Raw genomic sequence first — 17,472 nt, forward strand, 5'->3', positions numbered from 1 at the left:
TATTAATCCTCTGCGTCCGGGATAGAACAGAATGTTTGGTAATGGTCATCGGTGTAGTACCACACATCGGGGTCGGTTTCGGTGCCACCGCCGGTGACGATGCGCCTCGATCCGCGATGATTACTGCCAGGGGTTTCTACCGTGTACTCGCGGTAATAGTCCTGCGCCTGCTGGGGGAGGACGCCTTCATAATTGCCAAAATGGGAATTGTCTTTGTCGGGGTAGTCATAAGGGCCGCCGGCCAGAATATCGTCTGCAGTTTCTTCGGCCTCGCTGGGAAGGGAAGAAATTGCGCAGGTCTCATCCGTCGACGTTGCATCCTCATCACCGCCGAGGTCGAAGCCGAAATAACTAGCGCCTGCGACGATGGCGAGTCCACCAAGGGCCACTGGAAGCGATTTCTTAGACGCTTTGGACTTGGACATGCTCTCTATTGTTGCAGGAAATATCTCGAAAACATAAACGTCCACTGCGTCAAGAGCAATATCCAAAATTGCCCCGTCCCGGGGGTGGGAATACCTGGCGAAAGGCTGCCCCACATGTGGGTAAAACACGGTGATTCTGTGTACTTGTTGATCGGGACAACCTAATGCGACCATCCTGGCTTTGGCGGTTGAGCATTCGATAAATGGGCGGGGTAGTCTGTAGCCATGGCAAAGGGCAGAATTCCGGACAGTGATATCCAAGCTATCCGTGAACGCGCGCCTTTAGAAGAAATCGTAGGCGAATATGTGCAGCTCAAACCAGCAGGGCATGATTCTTTGAAGGGCCTGAGCCCTTTCAAGGATGAAAAGACGCCGTCCTTCCACGTCCGCCCGCAGCGGGGATACTATCACTGCTTTTCCACCGGTAAAGGCGGCGATGTATTCAGCTTCCTAATGGAAATGGAACAGGTCTCTTTTCCGGAGGCCGTGGAAGCCGTAGCGCAGAAGATCGGCTACCACATTAATTACCAGGGCGGCTCGACCGGTGCGCGCAATGAGAAGCCGGGTACTCGGCAGCGGCTCATCGCTGCGAATAAAGCGGTGCACGAGTTCTACCGGAAGCAGCTGGAAACCCCAGAGGCGGCAACGGCGCGCAATTTTTTGCTGGACCGCGGGTTTAGCCGCGAGGTTATTTATGATTTCGAGTGCGGGTACGCCCCAGAAGGTTGGGACACCGCCACAAAGCACCTATTGCGCATGGGCTTTTCCTTTGAAGAACTAGAGGCGGCCGGCATTTCCAAGATGGGCAAGCGCGGACCCATTGACCGTTTTCACCGCCGGTTGCTGTGGCCCATTAAGGATCTTTCCGGCAACGTCATTGGCTTTGGTGCGCGCAAGCTCTTTGATGATGACAAGCTGGGCAAGTACATGAATACGCCCGAGACCATGCTTTATCACAAGTCCAAGGTGCTCTTTGGGCTGGATTTGGCCAAGCGCAATATTGCAGAAGGACACCAGGCCGTGGTGGTGGAAGGCTATACGGATGTGATGGCCATGTACGCGGCAGGCATTAAAACTGCCGTGGCCTCGTGCGGTACGGCCTTTGGTGGGGAGCACTTGCAGGTGCTGCGTCGGCTCATGCTGGATGATTCTTATTTCCACGGCGAGCTCATCTACACCTTCGATGGTGATGAAGCGGGACAGAAGGCCGCGATGCGTGCCTTTGACGGGGAGCAGAAATTTACCGGACAATCCTTCGTCTCTGTGGCGCCAGACGGCATGGACCCGTGCGATCTGCGCCTTGAAAAGGGCGATGCCGCGGTGCGCGATCTGGTGGCAGACCGCATCCCCATGTTTGAATTCGTCATTCAGTCAGTTATTGCTGATTTCCGGATTGATACTGCCGAAGGCCGCTTGCAGGCTTTGCGGCGGGCGGTGCCCATCGTCGCGCAAATCCGGGACCAGCCCCTGCAGCGCGAGTACGCCCGCCGGCTTGCCGGCTGGGTGGGCTGGAACGATCCGGAAGAGGTGCTCCGCCAAGTGCGCGCGGAGGCGAAGAAACCGAAGAAGGCGGATAAGCCGACGATACGCCGCTTTGATAATGCACAGCCGCAGCCGGCGCAGCAGGATGTGCCCATGATCCATCCGCCCAGCCCGAAGGAGACCCATCTGTGGCCGCAGCGGGAGGCGCTAAAGTTGGCCTTGCAGATGCCGGAGGTCGTTGGCTCGTACTTTGATGGCATTACTGCCGATGCCTATACCAACGACGCCTACCGCATTGTCCGGCAGGCGATTTCCGCCGTGGGCGGGGCAGACAAGGGCGCCACTATGTCCGGGGTGGATTGGATTGCCGCCGTTGCCGGGGAAATGCAGGATCTTACGGGAAGGAATTTCGTCTCCGAGCTGGCAGTCGAGACTATCCTGCCCACGGACGTGGGCGCGGAAAAATATGCGGATTCCGTGCTCTCGCGGCTGCAGGAAACCGTCGTGGGCGATCAGATTGCACAGCTGAAAGCCCAGTTGGGCCGGATGCGGCCTACCGATGATGAGGCCGGCTATAACTCCCTGTTCGCGGACCTCATTGCCTTGGAGCAGGCCCGCCGCGAGCTAAATGACCGCGCCTTTCGCGGAACGCCAGGTATATAAAATCCCCGGGCAGGCACTCGAGCGCTAGTTCAGGTGCTGCACGGGGAAGGGTTTTAATCCTCATCGGGCTCATAAATCCGGTCTGCCTGTGGAGCCTGGTTCCCGCGAGCCTTGCCTTTGCCACGGCGCTTTTCGGAAAGGTCGTGGATTTCGCGCATGCGTGGCTCGGGATCCAGGCGGTTGGCTACCATCTTGCGCGCGGAGCGCACCGCGGATTTGGTGGCGGGGGAGTTGACGGTCTTTTGGTAGGCGCTTTTCATTTGGTGGTAGCGCTTGCGGCCCGCTTTGGTGCCAAATACGTACCCTGCGGCGGCGCCGAAGACGAATTGGATCATTACTGACTAATTCCCCTTTATCCTATGCGAGCAAAAGTTCCTCTCTAGCTTACCGCGTATGTACGGTTTCGCGCCGAAACTGCCCGCTGGAAGTGCCTTCCTGTTTTCATCGGCGCCCATTCGCGCTAGGTTGAGTTAATGATTCTTCATCAGCAGCGAGATTCGGCCATGGCCGCCGCGGTGGCATTTGCCGCACTCGCCACGGCGGGCTTATCCGCGCCTGGTGCCGAACCGTCCGAGGAAACACGGTTCTGGGTGGAGTAGGCAGGGAGGCATCGATTAGCTTGAGCGGTCATATAACTATTTGTTTAAAAAAGCGCTGAGAAAGGTTAGCGCGCAGTTCATATTTCCTTAACGTTAGCTGGTTAGTGTGCAGAGGAAATCACTTCTAGCTGAAAGTTGCGTTATATGACCCGTATTTTCAATCGTGGTGTTTCGCGTCGAGTACTTGCTCTCGGAGCGGCCGCCAGCTTCACTGTTGCTTCCTTTGCACCCGCTGCGCAGGCGGGTGAGCTTTCGTCCAAGGTGCCGCAGGTACAGGGATCTAGCAGTGGATCCAGTATCGGCCCCTCTCCAGTGCAGCACCCAGGCGCGCCGGTTCCTCAGCCCTTTGGTGTGGACTACCTGGCAGGCTTTGAATCCGATATTTCGTCCTACCAATTTGGCAACTATTGGCAGGTTGTCCGCGGGTTTGACCAGATTAAGCACCAGCCTGAGGTCCTTGAAGAAAACATGGATCAGGTAGTGGCCATTAACAATGCGGCTGCTGATGACCCTGAGCTGATCACCCGTGCGCAATCCGATGCCAAGGCAAGCTCCGGTGGGATGCTCGAGGCCATTTCTGACTCCATGGGCGAGAGCCTAGGCGGCGCATTCCGCGAGGCCTTGGCAGAGCATCGACTGCCAAAGACTCAGTACCTGCTGGGCAATGGCTACGCCGCCCGTGCTGGTGGGCTGGCTAGCTCCACCTTCGCAGAAAAGTACTATTTCCGTTATGACCGCCCATTCGTGCAGGCACCTGATGCTATTAACCGCTACGAAGACGAGTCGAAGGATCTCTATTCCACCTCGCCAGCTTTCCCTTCTGGGCACACTAACCAGGCAACGTGGATCACCACTTTGATGGCTTCTATGCTTCCGGAGGTAGGCCCGCAACTAATGCTGCGCGGCGCCGAAGCAGGAAACCACCGCGTCGTACTGGGTGTGCACTACCCATTGGACGTCATTGGCGGACGCATGACCGGTCAAGCTGCGGCGGCGGATCGCTTGAACGATGACCGCATGCGCGATGCATTGCAGCAGGCTGCGCAGGAAATTCGTGAAGAGATTCAGTGGCGTACGGGCAAATCTGTAGAAGAACTCGTCGCACAGGATAAGGCCGATGGCAAAGAATACCGGTCCACCGCAGATGCTGTAGACGAATACACGGATTTCTTGGATTACGATTTCACTCCAAGCAATCCGACGGACGCGCCGATGGTTGTGCCGCAGGCCGCCCCGGTACTGCTCGCCGCTTCCCACCCGGACCTGACTCCGGAACAGCGCGCCGAGGTGCTACGCCAGACCGCACGCCCTGCCGGCAATCCATTGGATTGGCAAGGCAAGGACGGCTCCTGGCAGCGGCTTAACGTTGCCCGTGCCATGGCGGCGCAAGTAAACGTTAATGCAGATGGCAGCGTGAGCGTCCAAGGCTAGCTTGGTCGCCCGCCCCCTCGATACCGCCTAGGCCCTCATTGCGAGGACTAGGCGGTTTCGATTATGGCGGCAAGGCCCTGGCCGCCGCCGATGCACATCGTAACCAGCGCGCGCTTGCCGCCGGTGCGGCGCAGGTGGTGCGCGGCGGTAACCACGATGCGGGCACCGGTCGCTCCCACTGGGTGGCCCAGCGAGATGCCGGAGCCATTGGGGTTCAAGCGAGAATCTTCGGGGGAAATGCCCCACTGATCTAGTACCGCGAGGGCTTGGGCGGCAAAGGCCTCATTGAGCTCGATGAGGTCGAGGTCATCGAAGGTGAGATCGAGGCGGTCCATGACCTTGCGGGTTGCCTCAACTGGTGCGATGCCCATGCGCTCTGGTTCTACGCCGGCAAGCGCCCAGCCCTTCAAGACCACCATCGGTTCGAGACCGAGCTCGTCAGCCTTTTCACGGGTGGTCACGAGCACGGCGGCGGCGCCGTCGTTCTGGCCGGAGGCGTTACCTGCGGTCACTGTGGCCTCGTCATCCTGCTTGCCCATCACTGGGCGGAGTTTGGACAGTTTTTCCACGCTGGAATCAGCGCGCACGTGTTCATCCTTGTCCACGATGATGGGATCCCCCTTGCGCTGGGGGACGGAGACAGGGACGATTTCGGCATCGAAAAGCGCCTGCTCTTGCGCGCGGGCAGCGTTGTGGTGGGAACGCACCGCAAGCTCATCTTGGTCTTCGCGCGACAGGGAACGCTCGCGGCGGAGGTTCTCGGCGGTTTCGATCATGCCGCTGGGGATGGGGTGGTTTTTACCACCGGCGGTTTCGCGGGCCTCTTGGAGGCGATCGCGAAAGACCATGTTGCCGCCCTTCGCGCCCCACCGAATGTCGCCGTCCACGGTGTACTCGGTGCGCGACATGGATTCGGCACCGCCGGCGATGACTACCTCGGCTGCGCCGGTGGCGACGTGGGCGGCGGCGGTGACGATGGCTTGCAGGCCGGAGCCGCAGCGACGGTCGAGCTGCATGCCGGTCACGGAGACGGGCAGGCCGGCATCGAGTGCGGCGACGCGGCCGAGGGCAGGCGCAGCGCCGTTGGGGGAGGCTTGGCCGAGGATAATGTCATCGATGGCGTTCGGATCGATGCCGGATTCTTCCACGATGGTAGATACCACCAAGCTGGCTAGATCCTGGACGGCGACGGATTTGAGCGCGCCGCCGTAGCGGCCGACTGGGGTGCGCTTGGGGTAGCACAGGACAACGTCTTGGGTATGCATGGATTCTCCTTAGGAAATTTCGGTGGTAGTGAGATCGTGGGAAATGGCCGCGCACGTAGAGAGGAGCTCTGGGAGGATCTGCGCGGTGAGATCTTGGGTGGAATACACGGAGGTCTGGGTGGAAATATTGATGGCCGCTACTGCGCGCCCGGTGCGATCCCGGATGGGAACGGCGATGGAGCGCAGACCGATTTCTAGCTCTTGATCCACGATGACCCAGCCGCGCCGCCGCACCTCACCGAGGCGGGCTCGCAGCGCGTCCTGGGATACCAGGGTGTGCGGGGTGACCTGCTCGAGCGGGGCGGTGGTGGCGAAATACTCATCCAGCTCCGCCGGCGTTAAATCAGCGAGCAGCACCTGACCCATGGACGTAGCGTGCGCTGGGAAGCGCGTACCGATGGTGATATTGGTGGACATGATGCGGTGCGCTGCGGCGCGGGCAATATAGACCACGGTGTCGCGGTCGAGCACGCTGACGGAGCAGGACTCATCGAGTTTGGTGGATAACTCCCTCAAATGGGGTTGGGAAATATCTGGCAGTCCCAAGCTCGATAGGTACGAATAGCCCAGTTCTAAAACGCGGGGGGTGAGCCAAAAATCTGAGCCATCGGTGCGGGCATAACCTTCTGCGACAAGCGTGTGTAGAAAGCGGCGTGCGGTGGCGCGCGCTAAGCCTGTGACCTCGGCAACCTGGGCCAGTGTCTGCCGCGGGCGTTCGCCATTAAACGAGTGAATGACGTTGAGTCCGCGGGCTAGAGATTGCACTACGGGGGTATCTGCCACGGTGTGTCCTCCAAGCTAATTTTAGGGTTAAGTGGCCCAGGTCTCTTTAGTGTACCCGATAATGTTCGCATTCTGAACCCTTGTGCTGTCTGTGAACCGCACGTAGTCTAAGGCCCATGTTGAATAAAGTCATAGCCTCAGTAGAGGAGGCCGTCGCGGATATCCCGGACGGTTCCTCCATCGCGGTGGGCGGATTCGGCCTTGTGGGTATCCCGGCGCAACTCATTGCTGCGCTGCGTTCCCAGGGCGCGAGCGAGCTCACCATCATTTCCAATAACCTTGGTACGGATGATTTCGGCTTGGGCCTGCTGCTCAAGGATCACCGCATCGCCCGCTCCATCGGTTCCTACCTGGGAACCAATAAGGAATATGCGCGTCAGTACCTCGAGGGCGAGCTCACTGTTGAGTTCACCCCGCAGGGTACCTTGGCAGAGCGCATGCGCGCCGGTGGCGCGGGCATTCCAGCCTTTTACACCAAGGCTGGCGTGGGCACGCCGCTTGCCGATGGCGATATCCCCACCCGCTACAATCCCGACGGCACCATCGCGGAGACCTCCGCACCGAAGGAAACCCGCGAGTTTAACGGCGAGCTCTACGTTATGGAAGAAGCCCTCACCCCAGACTTCGCCTTCGTCCACGCCGCTCGCGCGGACCGCTTTGGCAATCTCGCTTTTAATAAGACCGCCCAGAACTTCAACCCAGATGCAGCCAAATCTGCCGATATCACCATCGTGCAAGCGGAACAGCTGGTAGAGGCCGTTCCGCCCGCAGAGGTGGATGTGCCCGGCATCTACGTGGACCGCGTAGTGGAAGTGGGCAAGCAAGAAACCGGAATCGAATTCAGGACGGTGAGCAAGTAATGACCTGGTCACGCGAAGAAATGGCGGCACGCGCCGCACAAGAACTGGACAATGGTGACTACGTCAACCTGGGCATCGGCATGCCGACGCTCATCCCTGGCTACCTGCCAGAGGGCCGTGAGGTGGTCCTGCACTCCGAGAACGGAATCTTGGGCGTTGGCGCCTACCCTGAAAAGGACCAGGTGGATCCGGAGCTAATCAATGCCGGTAAAGAAACCATTACCGAAGCCCCTGGCGCATCCTTCTTCTCCTCGTCCGAATCCTTTGCCATGATCCGCTCCCGCGCCATCGACGTCGCGGTGCTCGGTGCCATGGAGGTATCCCAATTTGGCGACCTAGCCAACTGGATGATTCCCGGCAAGATGGTCAAGGGCATGGGCGGTGCGATGGATCTAGTGCATGGCGCCAAGCGCATCGTGGTGATGATGCAGCACGTTTCCAAGCACGGCGATTCCAAGATTCTGGCGGAGTGTCAGCTGCCGCTAACCGGTGCTCGCTGCGTGGATCTCATCATCACCGACCGCGCCGTATTCACCGTGGACGAGCTGGAGGGCCTGACGCTTATCGAGGTCGCCGAGGGTGAAACCGAGGAGTCCATCCGTGAGGTTACGGACGCGCCCTTTAAGGTAGCGCTTGACTAATTAGTTATGGACGTAAACAATCGCCGCTTCCCGGGAAAGACTGGGAAGCGGCGATTTTAGCGTTACGTGGGTGGATTAGACATCGCGCAGGTCCACGCCCTTGGTTTCAGGCAGGATGTACATGCTGACAAGCGTGAGGATGCACAGTGCGACCACGTAGAAGCCAGAAGCCCAGGTAAGGCCGTGGGCCACGAACCACTGGTAAATATACGGTGCGGTACCGCCAAAGACGGCGACGGACAGCGAGTAGGCCAGGCCGATGCTGCGGGTGCGCTGAGCGGTGGGGAAGACCTCGGACATGATGGAGGACAACAGCGCGCCGCCGGCGGCGACGATGACCACGCCGACAGTGGAGGCCACCAGCAGGGTCCATGGGCGGTCATCGATGAAGTTCATTAGCGGGATCTGCAGAACGGCTAGGCCAATCGCACAGATATAAATGACGGGCTTGCGGCCAATCTTATCGGACAGGCTGCCCCACAGCGGCAGGGCGATGAGGCCCGCGGTCTGTGCGGCCACGGTGACCCAATAAGCACCCTGGGTGGACATGCCCTCGTGGCTAATGGCGTAGGTGGAAACATAGGACGTCCACGTGTAGTGCGCGGCCGTAACGCCGGAGACCATGCCCACGACGAGCAAGATATTCTGCCATGCCGGGCGAACAACCGAGGCAGGCTTTTGCGAATTCACGGACTTCTTGGTGCGCTTCGGGGCCTCAACGGTGGGCTCCGCGCTATCGATCTCCTGGAAGTGATCGGATTCCTTCATGTGGCGGCGCAGGTACAACGCGATCAGCGCTGCGACGGCACCCAAGAGGAACGGGATGCGCCAGCCCCATGCGCCAATCTGCTCGTCCGTCAGGACCAGCGAAATACCGCCGCCCAAGACGTAGGCGATGACCGAGCCGCCGAAGATGGAGACGTAGACCATGGAACCCCAGCGGCCGCGGTGGGCGTTCGGGGCGATTTCGGGAATGTAGCTATTGGCGGCTGCAGATTCACCGCCGTGTGCAAAGCCCTGCAGCACGCGGATGAAGAGCAGGCCGACAGAAGCCCAGATGCCAATGGTCTCGTAGGTGGGCATCAAGCCGATGAGGACGGAGGCGCTGGCCATCATGATGATGGTGGTCATTAAGACGGTCTTGCGGCCCCGCTGGTCAGCGATGCGGCCAAAGATGATGCCGCCCAGCGGGCGGACCAAGAAGCCGACGGCGAAGACACCGAAGGTGGCAAGCAGTGCGGAAGCAGTATCGCCCTTGTCGAACATCGCCGCGGCGATGAACGGGGCGAAGACCGCGTACGAGCTCCACTCGTACCATTCAAGGACTTGGCCGGTCAGGCTGGCTGCGAGGGATTTGCGGTCTGTCTTCGTCGCACCCTTTGGCGTGGTGGGTGTGGGGCTCGGTGGGGCGGTAGAAGTCAATGTTCCTCCTAGGGATGGGTCCGAAATATTGAGGAAGATATTACGCACATCACACTTCGATTAGTTCGCGATGTGAGCCACGCAAATTCCGACACCATCGAGGTGGATGTGGTTGCTGGCTAGAAAGTGCATGTCGTCCACCACTTTTTAGGGGAGGTGACCGAAAAAACTTTACGTTCGCTAAGTGAACAGTAGTGCGCAATGTGACCCCGTATAGGGGTATTTGGGCAAATTCTTTGCCGTAACGAGCTTGGAATTCGCAGGAAAAGGTCATTTCTGGCTGTAATTCCGGCACTGAAGATTTAGGCGTGGTGTAGCGTGTGAGCCACGACACGGAAGGTTTTCGAAGAGTCTTGAACCACCAAAGTGAACCATCACTGTGAACCAACCGAGTCTTTCCGGAGCCACACCCTAAGGAGGGATTTATGACTGCTCTTAGTCCCGAGGAACTAAGCACAGAAGGCCTCGCCGAAATCATGGCCGCGGGCGGACGCCCAGCCGATAGCGAGCGCAAGATCAACATCATCGATACCACCCTGCGCGATGCGCACCAGAGCATCTGGGCCACCCGCATGACCACGAGCCACATCCTTTCGCTATTGGATGACATCACCAACGCTGGTTTCGAGCACGTGGACTTGGTAGCGCCCATCCAATTCGACGTCTCCGTGCGCTACCTCAAAGAAGACCCGTGGGAGCGCGTTCGCCTCGTGCACGAGAACGCCGCGCCGGGCACCAAGTTCCGCGCCCTCATTCGTTCCAAGAACCTGGCTTCCTTCGACTTCCTGCCGGATGACGCCATCTTGAACTGGACCGAGCGCCTCTACGCCAATGGCTTCCGTGTGATCGGCTCCTTTGATGGCTTGAATGACATCGACAACATCGACCAGGGCCTCAAGTTGGCCAAGGAACTCGGTGCCGAAACCTTCGGTGCATTGTCCTACTGCTTGAGCCCGGTGCACACCGATGATTTGTACAAGCGGAAGGCTACGGAGCTGCTCGAGCGCACCGATGTGGACCGCATCATGCTGAAGGACGCCGGCGGCCTGCTGACTCCGGACCGTTTGAAGACCCTCATCCCGGCGATCCGCAGCTCCATCGGTGACGTACCGCTCGAAGTACACACCCACTCGCTGACCGGACTGTCGCCGCTGACCTACCTCTACGCAGCGGAATTGGGCGTGGACTCCATCCACACCTCTATCGCTCCGCTGGCCAATGGCCCGGGACAGCCAGCCACCCAAGCCGTGGTGCGCGACCTTCGCGCGCTGGGTTACACGGTGGACGTCGACGATGAGCGTATCGATTCCGCCAGCGAGCGCATTCAGGAAATCGCCGATACGGAAGATAAACCGGTTGGCGTTCCGCGCGCATTCGATGGCTTGCACTACATGCACCAGCTACCTGGCGGCATGCTCACCAACTTCGAATCCCAGCTGGAAACCGCTGGGTTGGGTGACCGCTTCGAAGAACTGCTGTACGAGGTGGCTCGCGTGCGCGAAGAGCTCGCATACCCCATCATGATTACGCCGTTTGCCCAGTTCGTGGGTACCCAGGCCGTCATGAACGTGATGACGGGTGACCGTTACTCCGTGGTCCCGAACGAGATTAAGAAGTACGCCTTGGGCTACTACGGCGAGCCGCTCGCTCCGCTAGACCCAGACGTGCTGGAGAAGATCATGGCCAACGGTTCCTCCGAAATCACGGAGGAAATCCCCGAACTCAAGCCGGTTCTGCCGGATCTGAAGAAGGCCCACCCGGACGAGGACATCGACACCCTGTTGCTGCGCGTGATGTTCGCCGGCAGCCAGGTCGATGAGATGAAGCGCTTTGTGGCCGAAGGCCGCGGCGGCGAGGGTGAAGGCGTCAAGGGCGGCGTCCTTACCTCCCTGGTACAGCAAATCTACGACTCTTCCGATACCACCGACTTCCACCTCAAGACTTCCGACTTGGAAATCAACCTCACCAAAGGAGAAAAGTAACCATGACTGATTCCACCAACTTGCACGACCTGAAGTCCCTGCTGAAGTGGGCCAACCTTTCTGATGACATCCAAGAGCTGCAGATTAAGTACGGCGATGTCGAGCTCGCGATGTCCCGCACCCCGGGCGGCCTGAACCGCCCGGCGCCGGCTCCGGAAGCCGCTCCGGCCGCAGCTCCAGCAACAACACCAGCACAGGAAGCCGCACCGGCTTCCGCGCCTGCCGCTGAGCCTGAGTCCAAGCCTGCTCCTGCACAAGAGGAAGCACCGAAGGAAGAGCCCAAGGCTTCCGGCTCCGGTGAGCCTTCCGCAGAGGGCGAGATCGTGAAGGCTCCCATGGTCGGTACCTTCTACGCTGCTCCGAAGCCAGGCGCAGATCCGTTCGTCAAGGTGGGCGACGAGGTCGAGGTTGGCCAGGTGCTCTGCATCGTTGAGGTCATGAAGCTGATGAACAACATCGAGTCCAAGGTTGCCGGCACCGTGAAGGAAATCCTCGTTGATAACGAGGATGCCGTGGAGCACGGTCAGCCCATCATGGTCATCCAGCCGAAGTAATCGATCTGGAGGAAAATATGTCAGATCTATTAGGTAGCGTGCTCATCGCTAACCGCGGTGAGATTGCGCTTCGTATCATTCGCGCCTGCAAGGAATTGGGCATCAAGTCCATCCTTACTTATTCCGAAGGCGATAAGGACTCCTTGCCGGTAAAGCTCGCCGATCAAGCAGTATGCATCGGCCCAGCGAATGTCTCCAAGAGCTACAACAGCCCTGAGCTGGTTATCTCCGCAGCCATGGCGTACAAGGCGGATGCCATTCACCCGGGCTACGGCTTCTTGTCCGAGAAGCCGGACTTTGTCCGCATGGTGGAAGAAGAAGAGATCGGCTTTGTTGGCCCTTCAGCTGAGCACATCGGCTTGATGGGTGACAAGATCGCGGCTAAGCGCATCGCTAAGTCCGCCGGTGTTCCTACCGTTCCGGGCTCCGACGGCGTGGTCACCGAATTCGATGAGGCGCTTGAGGTTGCCCGCGAGACCGGCTTCCCGCTGCTGATTAAGGCAGCCGCCGGCGGTGGTGGACGCGGTATGCGCGTCGTGGAATCCGAGGACACGCTGGAAAAGGACCTCAACGAGATCATGAACGAGGCAGAGTCCGCGTTCAATGACCCGTCGGTCTATATCGAGCGCTTCTTGACGGATATCCGCCACATCGAGATTCAGGTGCTGGCCGATGGCGAAAATGCCGTTGCCCTGGGAGAGCGCGACTGCACCTCGCAGCGCCGCAACCAGAAGCTCATTGAGGAAGGCCCTTCGCCGGTGCTGACTGATGAGCTGCGCCAGGAAATGCAGGAAGCCGCGATTAACCTGTGTAAAGAGGTGAAGTACAAAAACGCCGGAACCATCGAGTTCGTCTTCGATAACATCGAGGATAAGTTCTACTTCATCGAGATGAACACCCGCATCCAGGTGGAGCACCCCGTAACGGAGATGATCACCGGTGTGGACCTCATCAAGGAGCAGCTGCGCATTGCCTCCGGGCAAAAGCTGTCCATCACCCAGGATGATGTGGAGATTCGTGGCCACGCCATCGAGTGCCGCATCAACGCCGAGGATCCGAACCAGAACTTCGCGCCGCGGCCGGGCAAGATCGAACACTACCGCGTGCCAGGTGGCTTCGGTGTGCGCATGGATACCCACATCGAGACGGGATACACCATCCCGCCGTTCTATGACTCCATGGTGGGCAAGCTCATCGTATGGGCAGAAGACCGCGATGAGGCCATTACCCGTATGCTGCGCGCCATCGACGAGCTGCAGGTAGAAGGCGTTGTCACCACGGCGCCATTCCAGGCCATGCTGTTGGACAGTGAAAAGTTCCGCAGCGGCGAGTTCAACACTGGTTACGTTGCCAAGCTGCTGGAAGGTACCGACTCCATCCCTACGGATGACTAACCCCGGCTCCTTCTAGCGAGAGAGTGCAGGTTCCGCTTTGTGCTGGCCTGCACTCTTTTGCATTTTAAGTCTCTAAATTTATAGCTCTATGTCACGCCTAGTCCCAGGCTTTGCTTAGACCCAAACCTGTGGGGAAGGAAAAACAATGTTGGTTATCGCCGCCATGCTGGTCGGCGCCATCGTGCCGGCGCAAACGGCCATTAATACTCGTCTGCGCGAGTCCGTGGGCTCGCCCATCGCTGCCGGGTTCTTCTCCTTTATTATCGGCTTTGCCGTCTCCGCCATCCTCGCGCTGATAGTCACCGGTGACGCGATACCGGACCTGGCGCTGGCGGCCGCGCAACCGTGGTGGGTATGGCTCGGCGGTTTTATGGGCGTGGCCTTCATCGTGGGAAATATCTTGCTCTTCCCGCGCATCGGCAGCGTAGAGACCGTCATTCTTCCCATCTTGGGTCAGGTGACGATGGGCCTAATTTATGATCTGACCGGCCTTTTTGAATCGCCGCTGGTGCCGGTCGGCCCGCTGCGCGTCCTCGGTGCCCTCATTGTGGTGGGTGGCATCGCCTTGGTATTAGAAATAGGCCGGGGTGCCGTCACCACCCGCGCACAAGCTACCGGGCTTTCGCTGTGGCTGTGGCGTGTCTTCGGCGTGCTCATCGGCATGGGCTCTGCCACCCAAACAGCCGTTAACGGCTACCTGGGAGGTGCGTTGCACAGCCCCATGCCCGCCAGCGTGATTTCCCTGGGCGTTGGCGTGATTTTATTGGCCCTGCTAACCCTGGGGTGGAAGGCTCCTCGCCGCGCCTTATTGAGCGGCATCGCACCCGGGCCCTGGTGGATGTGGCTTGGTGGTGTGCTCGGCGCGCTCTTTGTGGTGGGCGGCGCGACGCTTTCGCCCATGATTGGCACCGGCACGACGGTTATCGGCTCGCTAGTAGGTTCAATCATTTGCGGCCAGGTCATCGAATCGCTGGGTTGGGGCAATGCCGAGCGCGGCCTGCCGCCGGTGCACCGCATCATCGGCCTAGTCTTGGTCATCATCGGCGTGATTATGGTGCGCGCCCTATAGGTCAGTGCTGCGCTTGCCGATGCCCCAATTTTCCCAGCCCAGCTTCCCCACCCGAGTAGCGTAAGAGAGCTGGTTTTATTGCCGCCAGCGCTCCAAGGTGAGCTTGGGGCTTAATGCGCGGGAGACGCACGGCGCGAAAGCACCATCGGCATACATTTGCGCGTCATAGACGGAATCGCGGTGATCTGGTTCGCCGTCGACCACGCGCATGATGCAGGTGCTGCACGTGCCTTCCAAGCAGCGCGATTTTACGGGCAGATCGAGTTCCTCGAGGACCTCTAGGACCGTCTTATTCTCTGGAATTTCTACCGTCTCGCCGCAAAATTCTACATCGAATGGCCCGTCGCCAGCCCCGGCGTTTTTCTCACCGGACAGTGCTTTTAGATCGGGGTGGAAGTTCTCCCAGTGAAATGCGTGCTCGGGCAGGTAGTCGAGCGCGACTTCCTTGGCAGAATCCATAAAGCCTTGCGGTCCGCAGACATAAAAGGCCGTCTCCTTCGGCGCTTGGCCCAACAAGTGCCGGTAGATGTCTGCTTGCTTCTCGCGCGGGCGGCCAAAGACCTCAATGAGCTTATCGCCGCAGGTGTCGCGCAATTGCTCGAGGAGCACTGCGTGGTGGCTATCGCGCGCGAAAAAGAGCACGATATATGGCTTGTTCTCGCGCTCGAGGGATTGGGCCATAGAGAGCATCGGCGTAATGCCCACTCCGGCGCCGACCAAGACGTAGTAGCCAGCGTTTGCCACGAGCTCGAAGTTATTAAACGCCTGCGAGATCTCAAAGCTATCCCCGCTGCGCAGCTTTAGCATCGCAATCGATCCACCCGTGGAGTTTTCTTCCCGCTTGACCGCGACGCCGTACGTTGGCCGTTCCTGTTGGCCAGCGGCAGGCGAAGAGGAACCGGTCAGCTCAAAAACCGAGTATTGCCGGGTAAGCATCTCGCCATTTGCTCCCGGGAGGGTGATATCGACGTGGCAGCCGGGGGAGTAATCTGCGAGCGGAGCATCACCGTCCAGCGAAAATTCGATGACCGCAAGGTCATCGGCAACGGCGGTGACGTTTTGCACTGTGGCGGTGGTGGAGGGGGCATCGGCAAGCTGGGGTGCGGGTTGGGAAGGGGAACTAGGCATAGGGGTGAATAGACCTCACTTTCGTGGCTGTGGTTTATTGCCAATTCACAGTATGTAATGCACGTCATGGTACAGCCTGAAGAGAGATACAGGTTACAAATTCGTTCGCATAGCGGACATGTGTGCGCTTAGTACACCTAAATGGGGTGAGCGGGCAACAGGTTTGCAAAATCTGCCAAGATTGCCATTTTTGCTATTTGCGCAGGAGGGGATAGGTCCTGTGAAGACGGGTGTAGCGGCGGCGTTGGCGGTCGGTAATTTCTCAGAAAATTGGATTAAAAATTCATTGCAGTTGAGGGCAATCTCTCTATAAGCTTACGGACACAGCTAAATGGTGAACTAGACCACATAGATAGGAAATATGTGTGGTGTAGCACCAAGATTGGAAAGGTTGTTTACTCCCCATGACTGCTCCTACCGAAACTCGGACGGAACCAAAGGTTCTGCCCATGTCCAATAATCCCTATGAGGATTTCCGTTACTTCTACCGCGATGGCATGGATCTGCGCCCGTCGCCGAAACGCCGCGTGGACAAGCCTGGTTGGTCTACCCTGCGTCACAATATCTTCGATCACTGGCACACTGTCCATGATGAGTGGGAAGGTTATGACACCCCGCAAACACGTTTGCTCGATGATCACATGTGGCAAACCGATGAGCAGGGCGCTGCTTTAGCGGAGTCCTTCCGCCGCGATGGTGCAAAGGAATCGCGCGCCAAATTTGAGCAGGCGCTGAATGAAGGCATCGAGACCGTTGAGGATCCATCGCCGGAATTGGTGGCGTTCTTCGAACAGGTCGATAACATCCCGGACTGGATCGACCTTGAAGCCGCTGAGCGCGGGCGCGTTGCCTATTACAATGCCACACCGAGCGCGGACCTTCTCACCTTCAACTTTGGCTACTGGGCCACCACCATGGAAGACCGCACCTCTGCGGCCACCGGCGAGACCGGGATGTTCGAGTTCAAGGCCATGCAACGTGCACTGGAGACCTCCAAGTTCTTCGTGGACCTAGGTAAACAGGACGTCTTCGACCGCTTCGGGGAAGGCCGCAAGGCCGCAGTCCACGTCCGCTTGCTGCACGCTCAAGCCAATCGCGGTCTGGAAAAACTCTGGGGCAAGGAGCACTACAACGAATTCGGGCGGCCGATTGGCTCCAGCTTCTTGGTCTCCGGCGAAGGCTGGTTTGCGCTCATGCCGCTGGCCATCGACGAACTTTTCGGTCGCCCCCACTCCGGCCAGGACTGGGACGATGTGGCCCAGTACTGGGCCTATGTGCTGTACATGATGGGCGGGGAAGAGCGCATTATCCCCAAGACCGGCGATGAAATGCGCAAGATGACTGATTTCATCTACGCAAACGGCGGGCGCTCTTCGACGTACCACCAGCGGGTGGCTACGGCGCTGATGTCCATCGTGGAACAGATGAATCCAGACCTTCCACTAGAAATGTTGGGCTCGCTGGCCACGCTGGTAGGAGAAGAGGACACCAAGTTCATGGTGGAAGGAACCCGCTGGGCCGATATGGACTTTTCCCAGGCTGCCAAAGACTTCGAAGCCAAGGCGCGCGCGGAGGCAAAGGAAGCTCGCGAAGCCGATGAAAAGCCTGGCGCGGAGGAATACAAGAAGCACAACGCCGCGCAAGGTCGCCCGCTGTGGATCAATGCGTTGGAAGAAGTACAAGAGCACATCAACAACCATGAGCCAGACGTCAAGGCCGAGTGGACTTTGCACGATGACTCTAAGGAAGCCCGCCGGAACTAGTTGCTGTATTC

The 17,472-nt window shown here is 58.9% G+C and carries 16 protein-coding genes; 10 read left to right on the plus strand and 6 right to left on the minus strand.

Annotated features, from left to right (window positions below):
• Positions 1 to 2: 2 nt before the first annotated feature.
• Complete coding sequence (locus HMPREF1257_RS00995) at positions 3 to 425, minus strand: ribonuclease domain-containing protein (RefSeq protein ID WP_034659067.1); 423 nt, start codon at positions 423 to 425, stop codon at positions 3 to 5.
• A 225-nt stretch (positions 426 to 650) separates the two neighbouring features.
• Between HMPREF1257_RS00995 and dnaG the strand changes: the two genes are divergently transcribed.
• On the plus strand, positions 651 to 2,570 hold the full coding sequence (gene dnaG, locus HMPREF1257_RS01000; RefSeq protein WP_023023387.1) for a DNA primase: 1,920 nt from the start codon (positions 651 to 653) through the stop codon (positions 2,568 to 2,570).
• A gap of 53 nt (positions 2,571 to 2,623) precedes the next feature.
• On the opposite strand, the gene HMPREF1257_RS01005 is transcribed toward dnaG, so the two are convergent.
• Complete coding sequence (locus tag HMPREF1257_RS01005; RefSeq protein ID WP_023023385.1) at positions 2,624 to 2,905, minus strand: hypothetical protein; 282 nt, start codon at positions 2,903 to 2,905, stop codon at positions 2,624 to 2,626.
• A 138-nt stretch (positions 2,906 to 3,043) separates the two neighbouring features.
• Here HMPREF1257_RS01005 and HMPREF1257_RS12595 point away from each other — a divergent pair, with 138 nt between their 5' ends.
• A complete protein-coding gene (locus HMPREF1257_RS12595) occupies positions 3,044 to 3,169 on the plus strand; it encodes a hypothetical protein (RefSeq protein ID WP_255342553.1) in 126 nt (41 codons plus the stop codon).
• Positions 3,170 to 3,313: 144 nt separating this feature from the next.
• Complete coding sequence (locus HMPREF1257_RS01010; protein ID WP_023023378.1) at positions 3,314 to 4,600, plus strand: phosphatase PAP2 family protein; 1,287 nt, start codon at positions 3,314 to 3,316, stop codon at positions 4,598 to 4,600.
• Between the two features lie 47 nt (positions 4,601 to 4,647).
• Here HMPREF1257_RS01010 and HMPREF1257_RS01015 read toward each other — a convergent pair whose 3' ends face one another.
• Positions 4,648 to 5,865, minus strand: coding sequence for an acetyl-CoA C-acetyltransferase (locus tag HMPREF1257_RS01015; protein ID WP_023023376.1), 1,218 nt, complete (start codon positions 5,863 to 5,865; stop codon positions 4,648 to 4,650).
• Positions 5,866 to 5,874: 9 nt separating this feature from the next.
• Positions 5,875 to 6,648, minus strand: a complete 774-nt coding sequence (locus HMPREF1257_RS01020; RefSeq protein WP_023023374.1) for an IclR family transcriptional regulator C-terminal domain-containing protein — start codon at positions 6,646 to 6,648, stop codon at positions 5,875 to 5,877.
• 116 nt (positions 6,649 to 6,764) lie between these two features.
• On the opposite strand from HMPREF1257_RS01020, the gene HMPREF1257_RS01025 reads away from it, so the two are divergent.
• Positions 6,765 to 7,508 carry a CoA transferase subunit A gene (locus HMPREF1257_RS01025; protein ID WP_005278125.1) on the plus strand — a complete coding sequence of 248 codons (744 nt, stop codon included), beginning with the start codon at positions 6,765 to 6,767 and terminating at the stop codon, positions 7,506 to 7,508.
• Positions 7,508 to 8,149, plus strand: coding sequence for a 3-oxoacid CoA-transferase subunit B (locus HMPREF1257_RS01030; protein WP_023023371.1), 642 nt, complete (start codon positions 7,508 to 7,510; stop codon positions 8,147 to 8,149). Before HMPREF1257_RS01025 ends, HMPREF1257_RS01030 begins: the two co-directional genes overlap by 1 nt.
• Positions 8,150 to 8,224: 75 nt before the next feature.
• On the opposite strand, the gene HMPREF1257_RS01035 is transcribed toward HMPREF1257_RS01030, so the two are convergent.
• On the minus strand, positions 8,225 to 9,571 hold the full coding sequence (locus HMPREF1257_RS01035; protein WP_023023369.1) for an MFS transporter: 1,347 nt from the start codon (positions 9,569 to 9,571) through the stop codon (positions 8,225 to 8,227).
• Positions 9,572 to 9,996: 425 nt separating this feature from the next.
• Here HMPREF1257_RS01035 and HMPREF1257_RS01040 point away from each other — a divergent pair, with 425 nt between their 5' ends.
• The 4 genes from HMPREF1257_RS01040 to HMPREF1257_RS01055 all read left to right on the plus strand — a co-directional run bounded on the left by HMPREF1257_RS01040 (position 9,997) and on the right by HMPREF1257_RS01055 (position 14,570).
• A complete protein-coding gene (locus HMPREF1257_RS01040) occupies positions 9,997 to 11,553 on the plus strand; it encodes a pyruvate carboxylase (protein WP_005278129.1) in 1,557 nt (518 codons plus the stop codon).
• A gap of 2 nt (positions 11,554 to 11,555) precedes the next feature.
• The gene (gene accB, locus HMPREF1257_RS01045) at positions 11,556 to 12,107 is read left to right on the plus strand and encodes an acetyl-CoA carboxylase biotin carboxyl carrier protein (protein WP_023023367.1); all 552 of its coding nucleotides are present in this window, start codon (positions 11,556 to 11,558) and stop codon (positions 12,105 to 12,107) included.
• A 17-nt stretch (positions 12,108 to 12,124) separates the two neighbouring features.
• Positions 12,125 to 13,501, plus strand: coding sequence for an acetyl-CoA carboxylase biotin carboxylase subunit (gene accC / locus HMPREF1257_RS01050; RefSeq protein ID WP_023023364.1), 1,377 nt, complete (start codon positions 12,125 to 12,127; stop codon positions 13,499 to 13,501).
• Between the two features lie 145 nt (positions 13,502 to 13,646).
• Positions 13,647 to 14,570: a DMT family transporter gene (locus tag HMPREF1257_RS01055; protein ID WP_023023362.1), complete on the plus strand. Its 924-nt coding sequence runs from the start codon at positions 13,647 to 13,649 to the stop codon at positions 14,568 to 14,570.
• Between the two features lie 75 nt (positions 14,571 to 14,645).
• On the opposite strand, the gene HMPREF1257_RS01060 is transcribed toward HMPREF1257_RS01055, so the two are convergent.
• Positions 14,646 to 15,698: a PDR/VanB family oxidoreductase gene (locus HMPREF1257_RS01060; protein ID WP_023023360.1), complete on the minus strand. Its 1,053-nt coding sequence runs from the start codon at positions 15,696 to 15,698 to the stop codon at positions 14,646 to 14,648.
• A 404-nt stretch (positions 15,699 to 16,102) separates the two neighbouring features.
• Between HMPREF1257_RS01060 and HMPREF1257_RS01065 the strand changes: the two genes are divergently transcribed.
• Positions 16,103 to 17,461: an oxygenase MpaB family protein gene (locus tag HMPREF1257_RS01065; RefSeq protein WP_023023358.1), complete on the plus strand. Its 1,359-nt coding sequence runs from the start codon at positions 16,103 to 16,105 to the stop codon at positions 17,459 to 17,461.
• Positions 17,462 to 17,472 lie beyond the last annotated feature (11 nt).

It is taken from the genome of Corynebacterium sp. KPL1814, assembly GCF_000478175.1.
Classification (GTDB): domain Bacteria; phylum Actinomycetota; class Actinomycetes; order Mycobacteriales; family Mycobacteriaceae; genus Corynebacterium.

Bases quoted from the DNA above. Each gene is read 5' to 3' on its own strand.
- dnaG (WP_023023387.1), top strand. From the start codon at position 651: ATGGCAAAGGGCAGAATTCCGGACAGTGATATCCAAGCTATCCGTGAA.
- HMPREF1257_RS01065 (WP_023023358.1), top strand. From the start codon at position 16,103: ATGACTGCTCCTACCGAAACTCGGACGGAACCAAAGGTTCTGCCCATG.
- HMPREF1257_RS01010 (WP_023023378.1), top strand. From the start codon at position 3,314: ATGACCCGTATTTTCAATCGTGGTGTTTCGCGTCGAGTACTTGCTCTC.
- accB (WP_023023367.1), top strand. From the start codon at position 11,556: ATGACTGATTCCACCAACTTGCACGACCTGAAGTCCCTGCTGAAGTGG.
- HMPREF1257_RS01030 (WP_023023371.1), top strand. From the start codon at position 7,508: ATGACCTGGTCACGCGAAGAAATGGCGGCACGCGCCGCACAAGAACTG.
- accC (WP_023023364.1), top strand. From the start codon at position 12,125: ATGTCAGATCTATTAGGTAGCGTGCTCATCGCTAACCGCGGTGAGATT.
- HMPREF1257_RS01015 (WP_023023376.1), bottom strand. From the start codon at position 5,865: ATGCATACCCAAGACGTTGTCCTGTGCTACCCCAAGCGCACCCCAGTC.
- HMPREF1257_RS01040 (WP_005278129.1), top strand. From the start codon at position 9,997: ATGACTGCTCTTAGTCCCGAGGAACTAAGCACAGAAGGCCTCGCCGAA.
- HMPREF1257_RS01005 (WP_023023385.1), bottom strand. From the start codon at position 2,905: ATGATCCAATTCGTCTTCGGCGCCGCCGCAGGGTACGTATTTGGCACC.
- HMPREF1257_RS12595 (WP_255342553.1), top strand. From the start codon at position 3,044: ATGATTCTTCATCAGCAGCGAGATTCGGCCATGGCCGCCGCGGTGGCA.
- HMPREF1257_RS01025 (WP_005278125.1), top strand. From the start codon at position 6,765: ATGTTGAATAAAGTCATAGCCTCAGTAGAGGAGGCCGTCGCGGATATC.
- HMPREF1257_RS00995 (WP_034659067.1), bottom strand. From the start codon at position 425: ATGTCCAAGTCCAAAGCGTCTAAGAAATCGCTTCCAGTGGCCCTTGGT.
- HMPREF1257_RS01060 (WP_023023360.1), bottom strand. From the start codon at position 15,698: ATGCCTAGTTCCCCTTCCCAACCCGCACCCCAGCTTGCCGATGCCCCC.
- HMPREF1257_RS01055 (WP_023023362.1), top strand. From the start codon at position 13,647: ATGTTGGTTATCGCCGCCATGCTGGTCGGCGCCATCGTGCCGGCGCAA.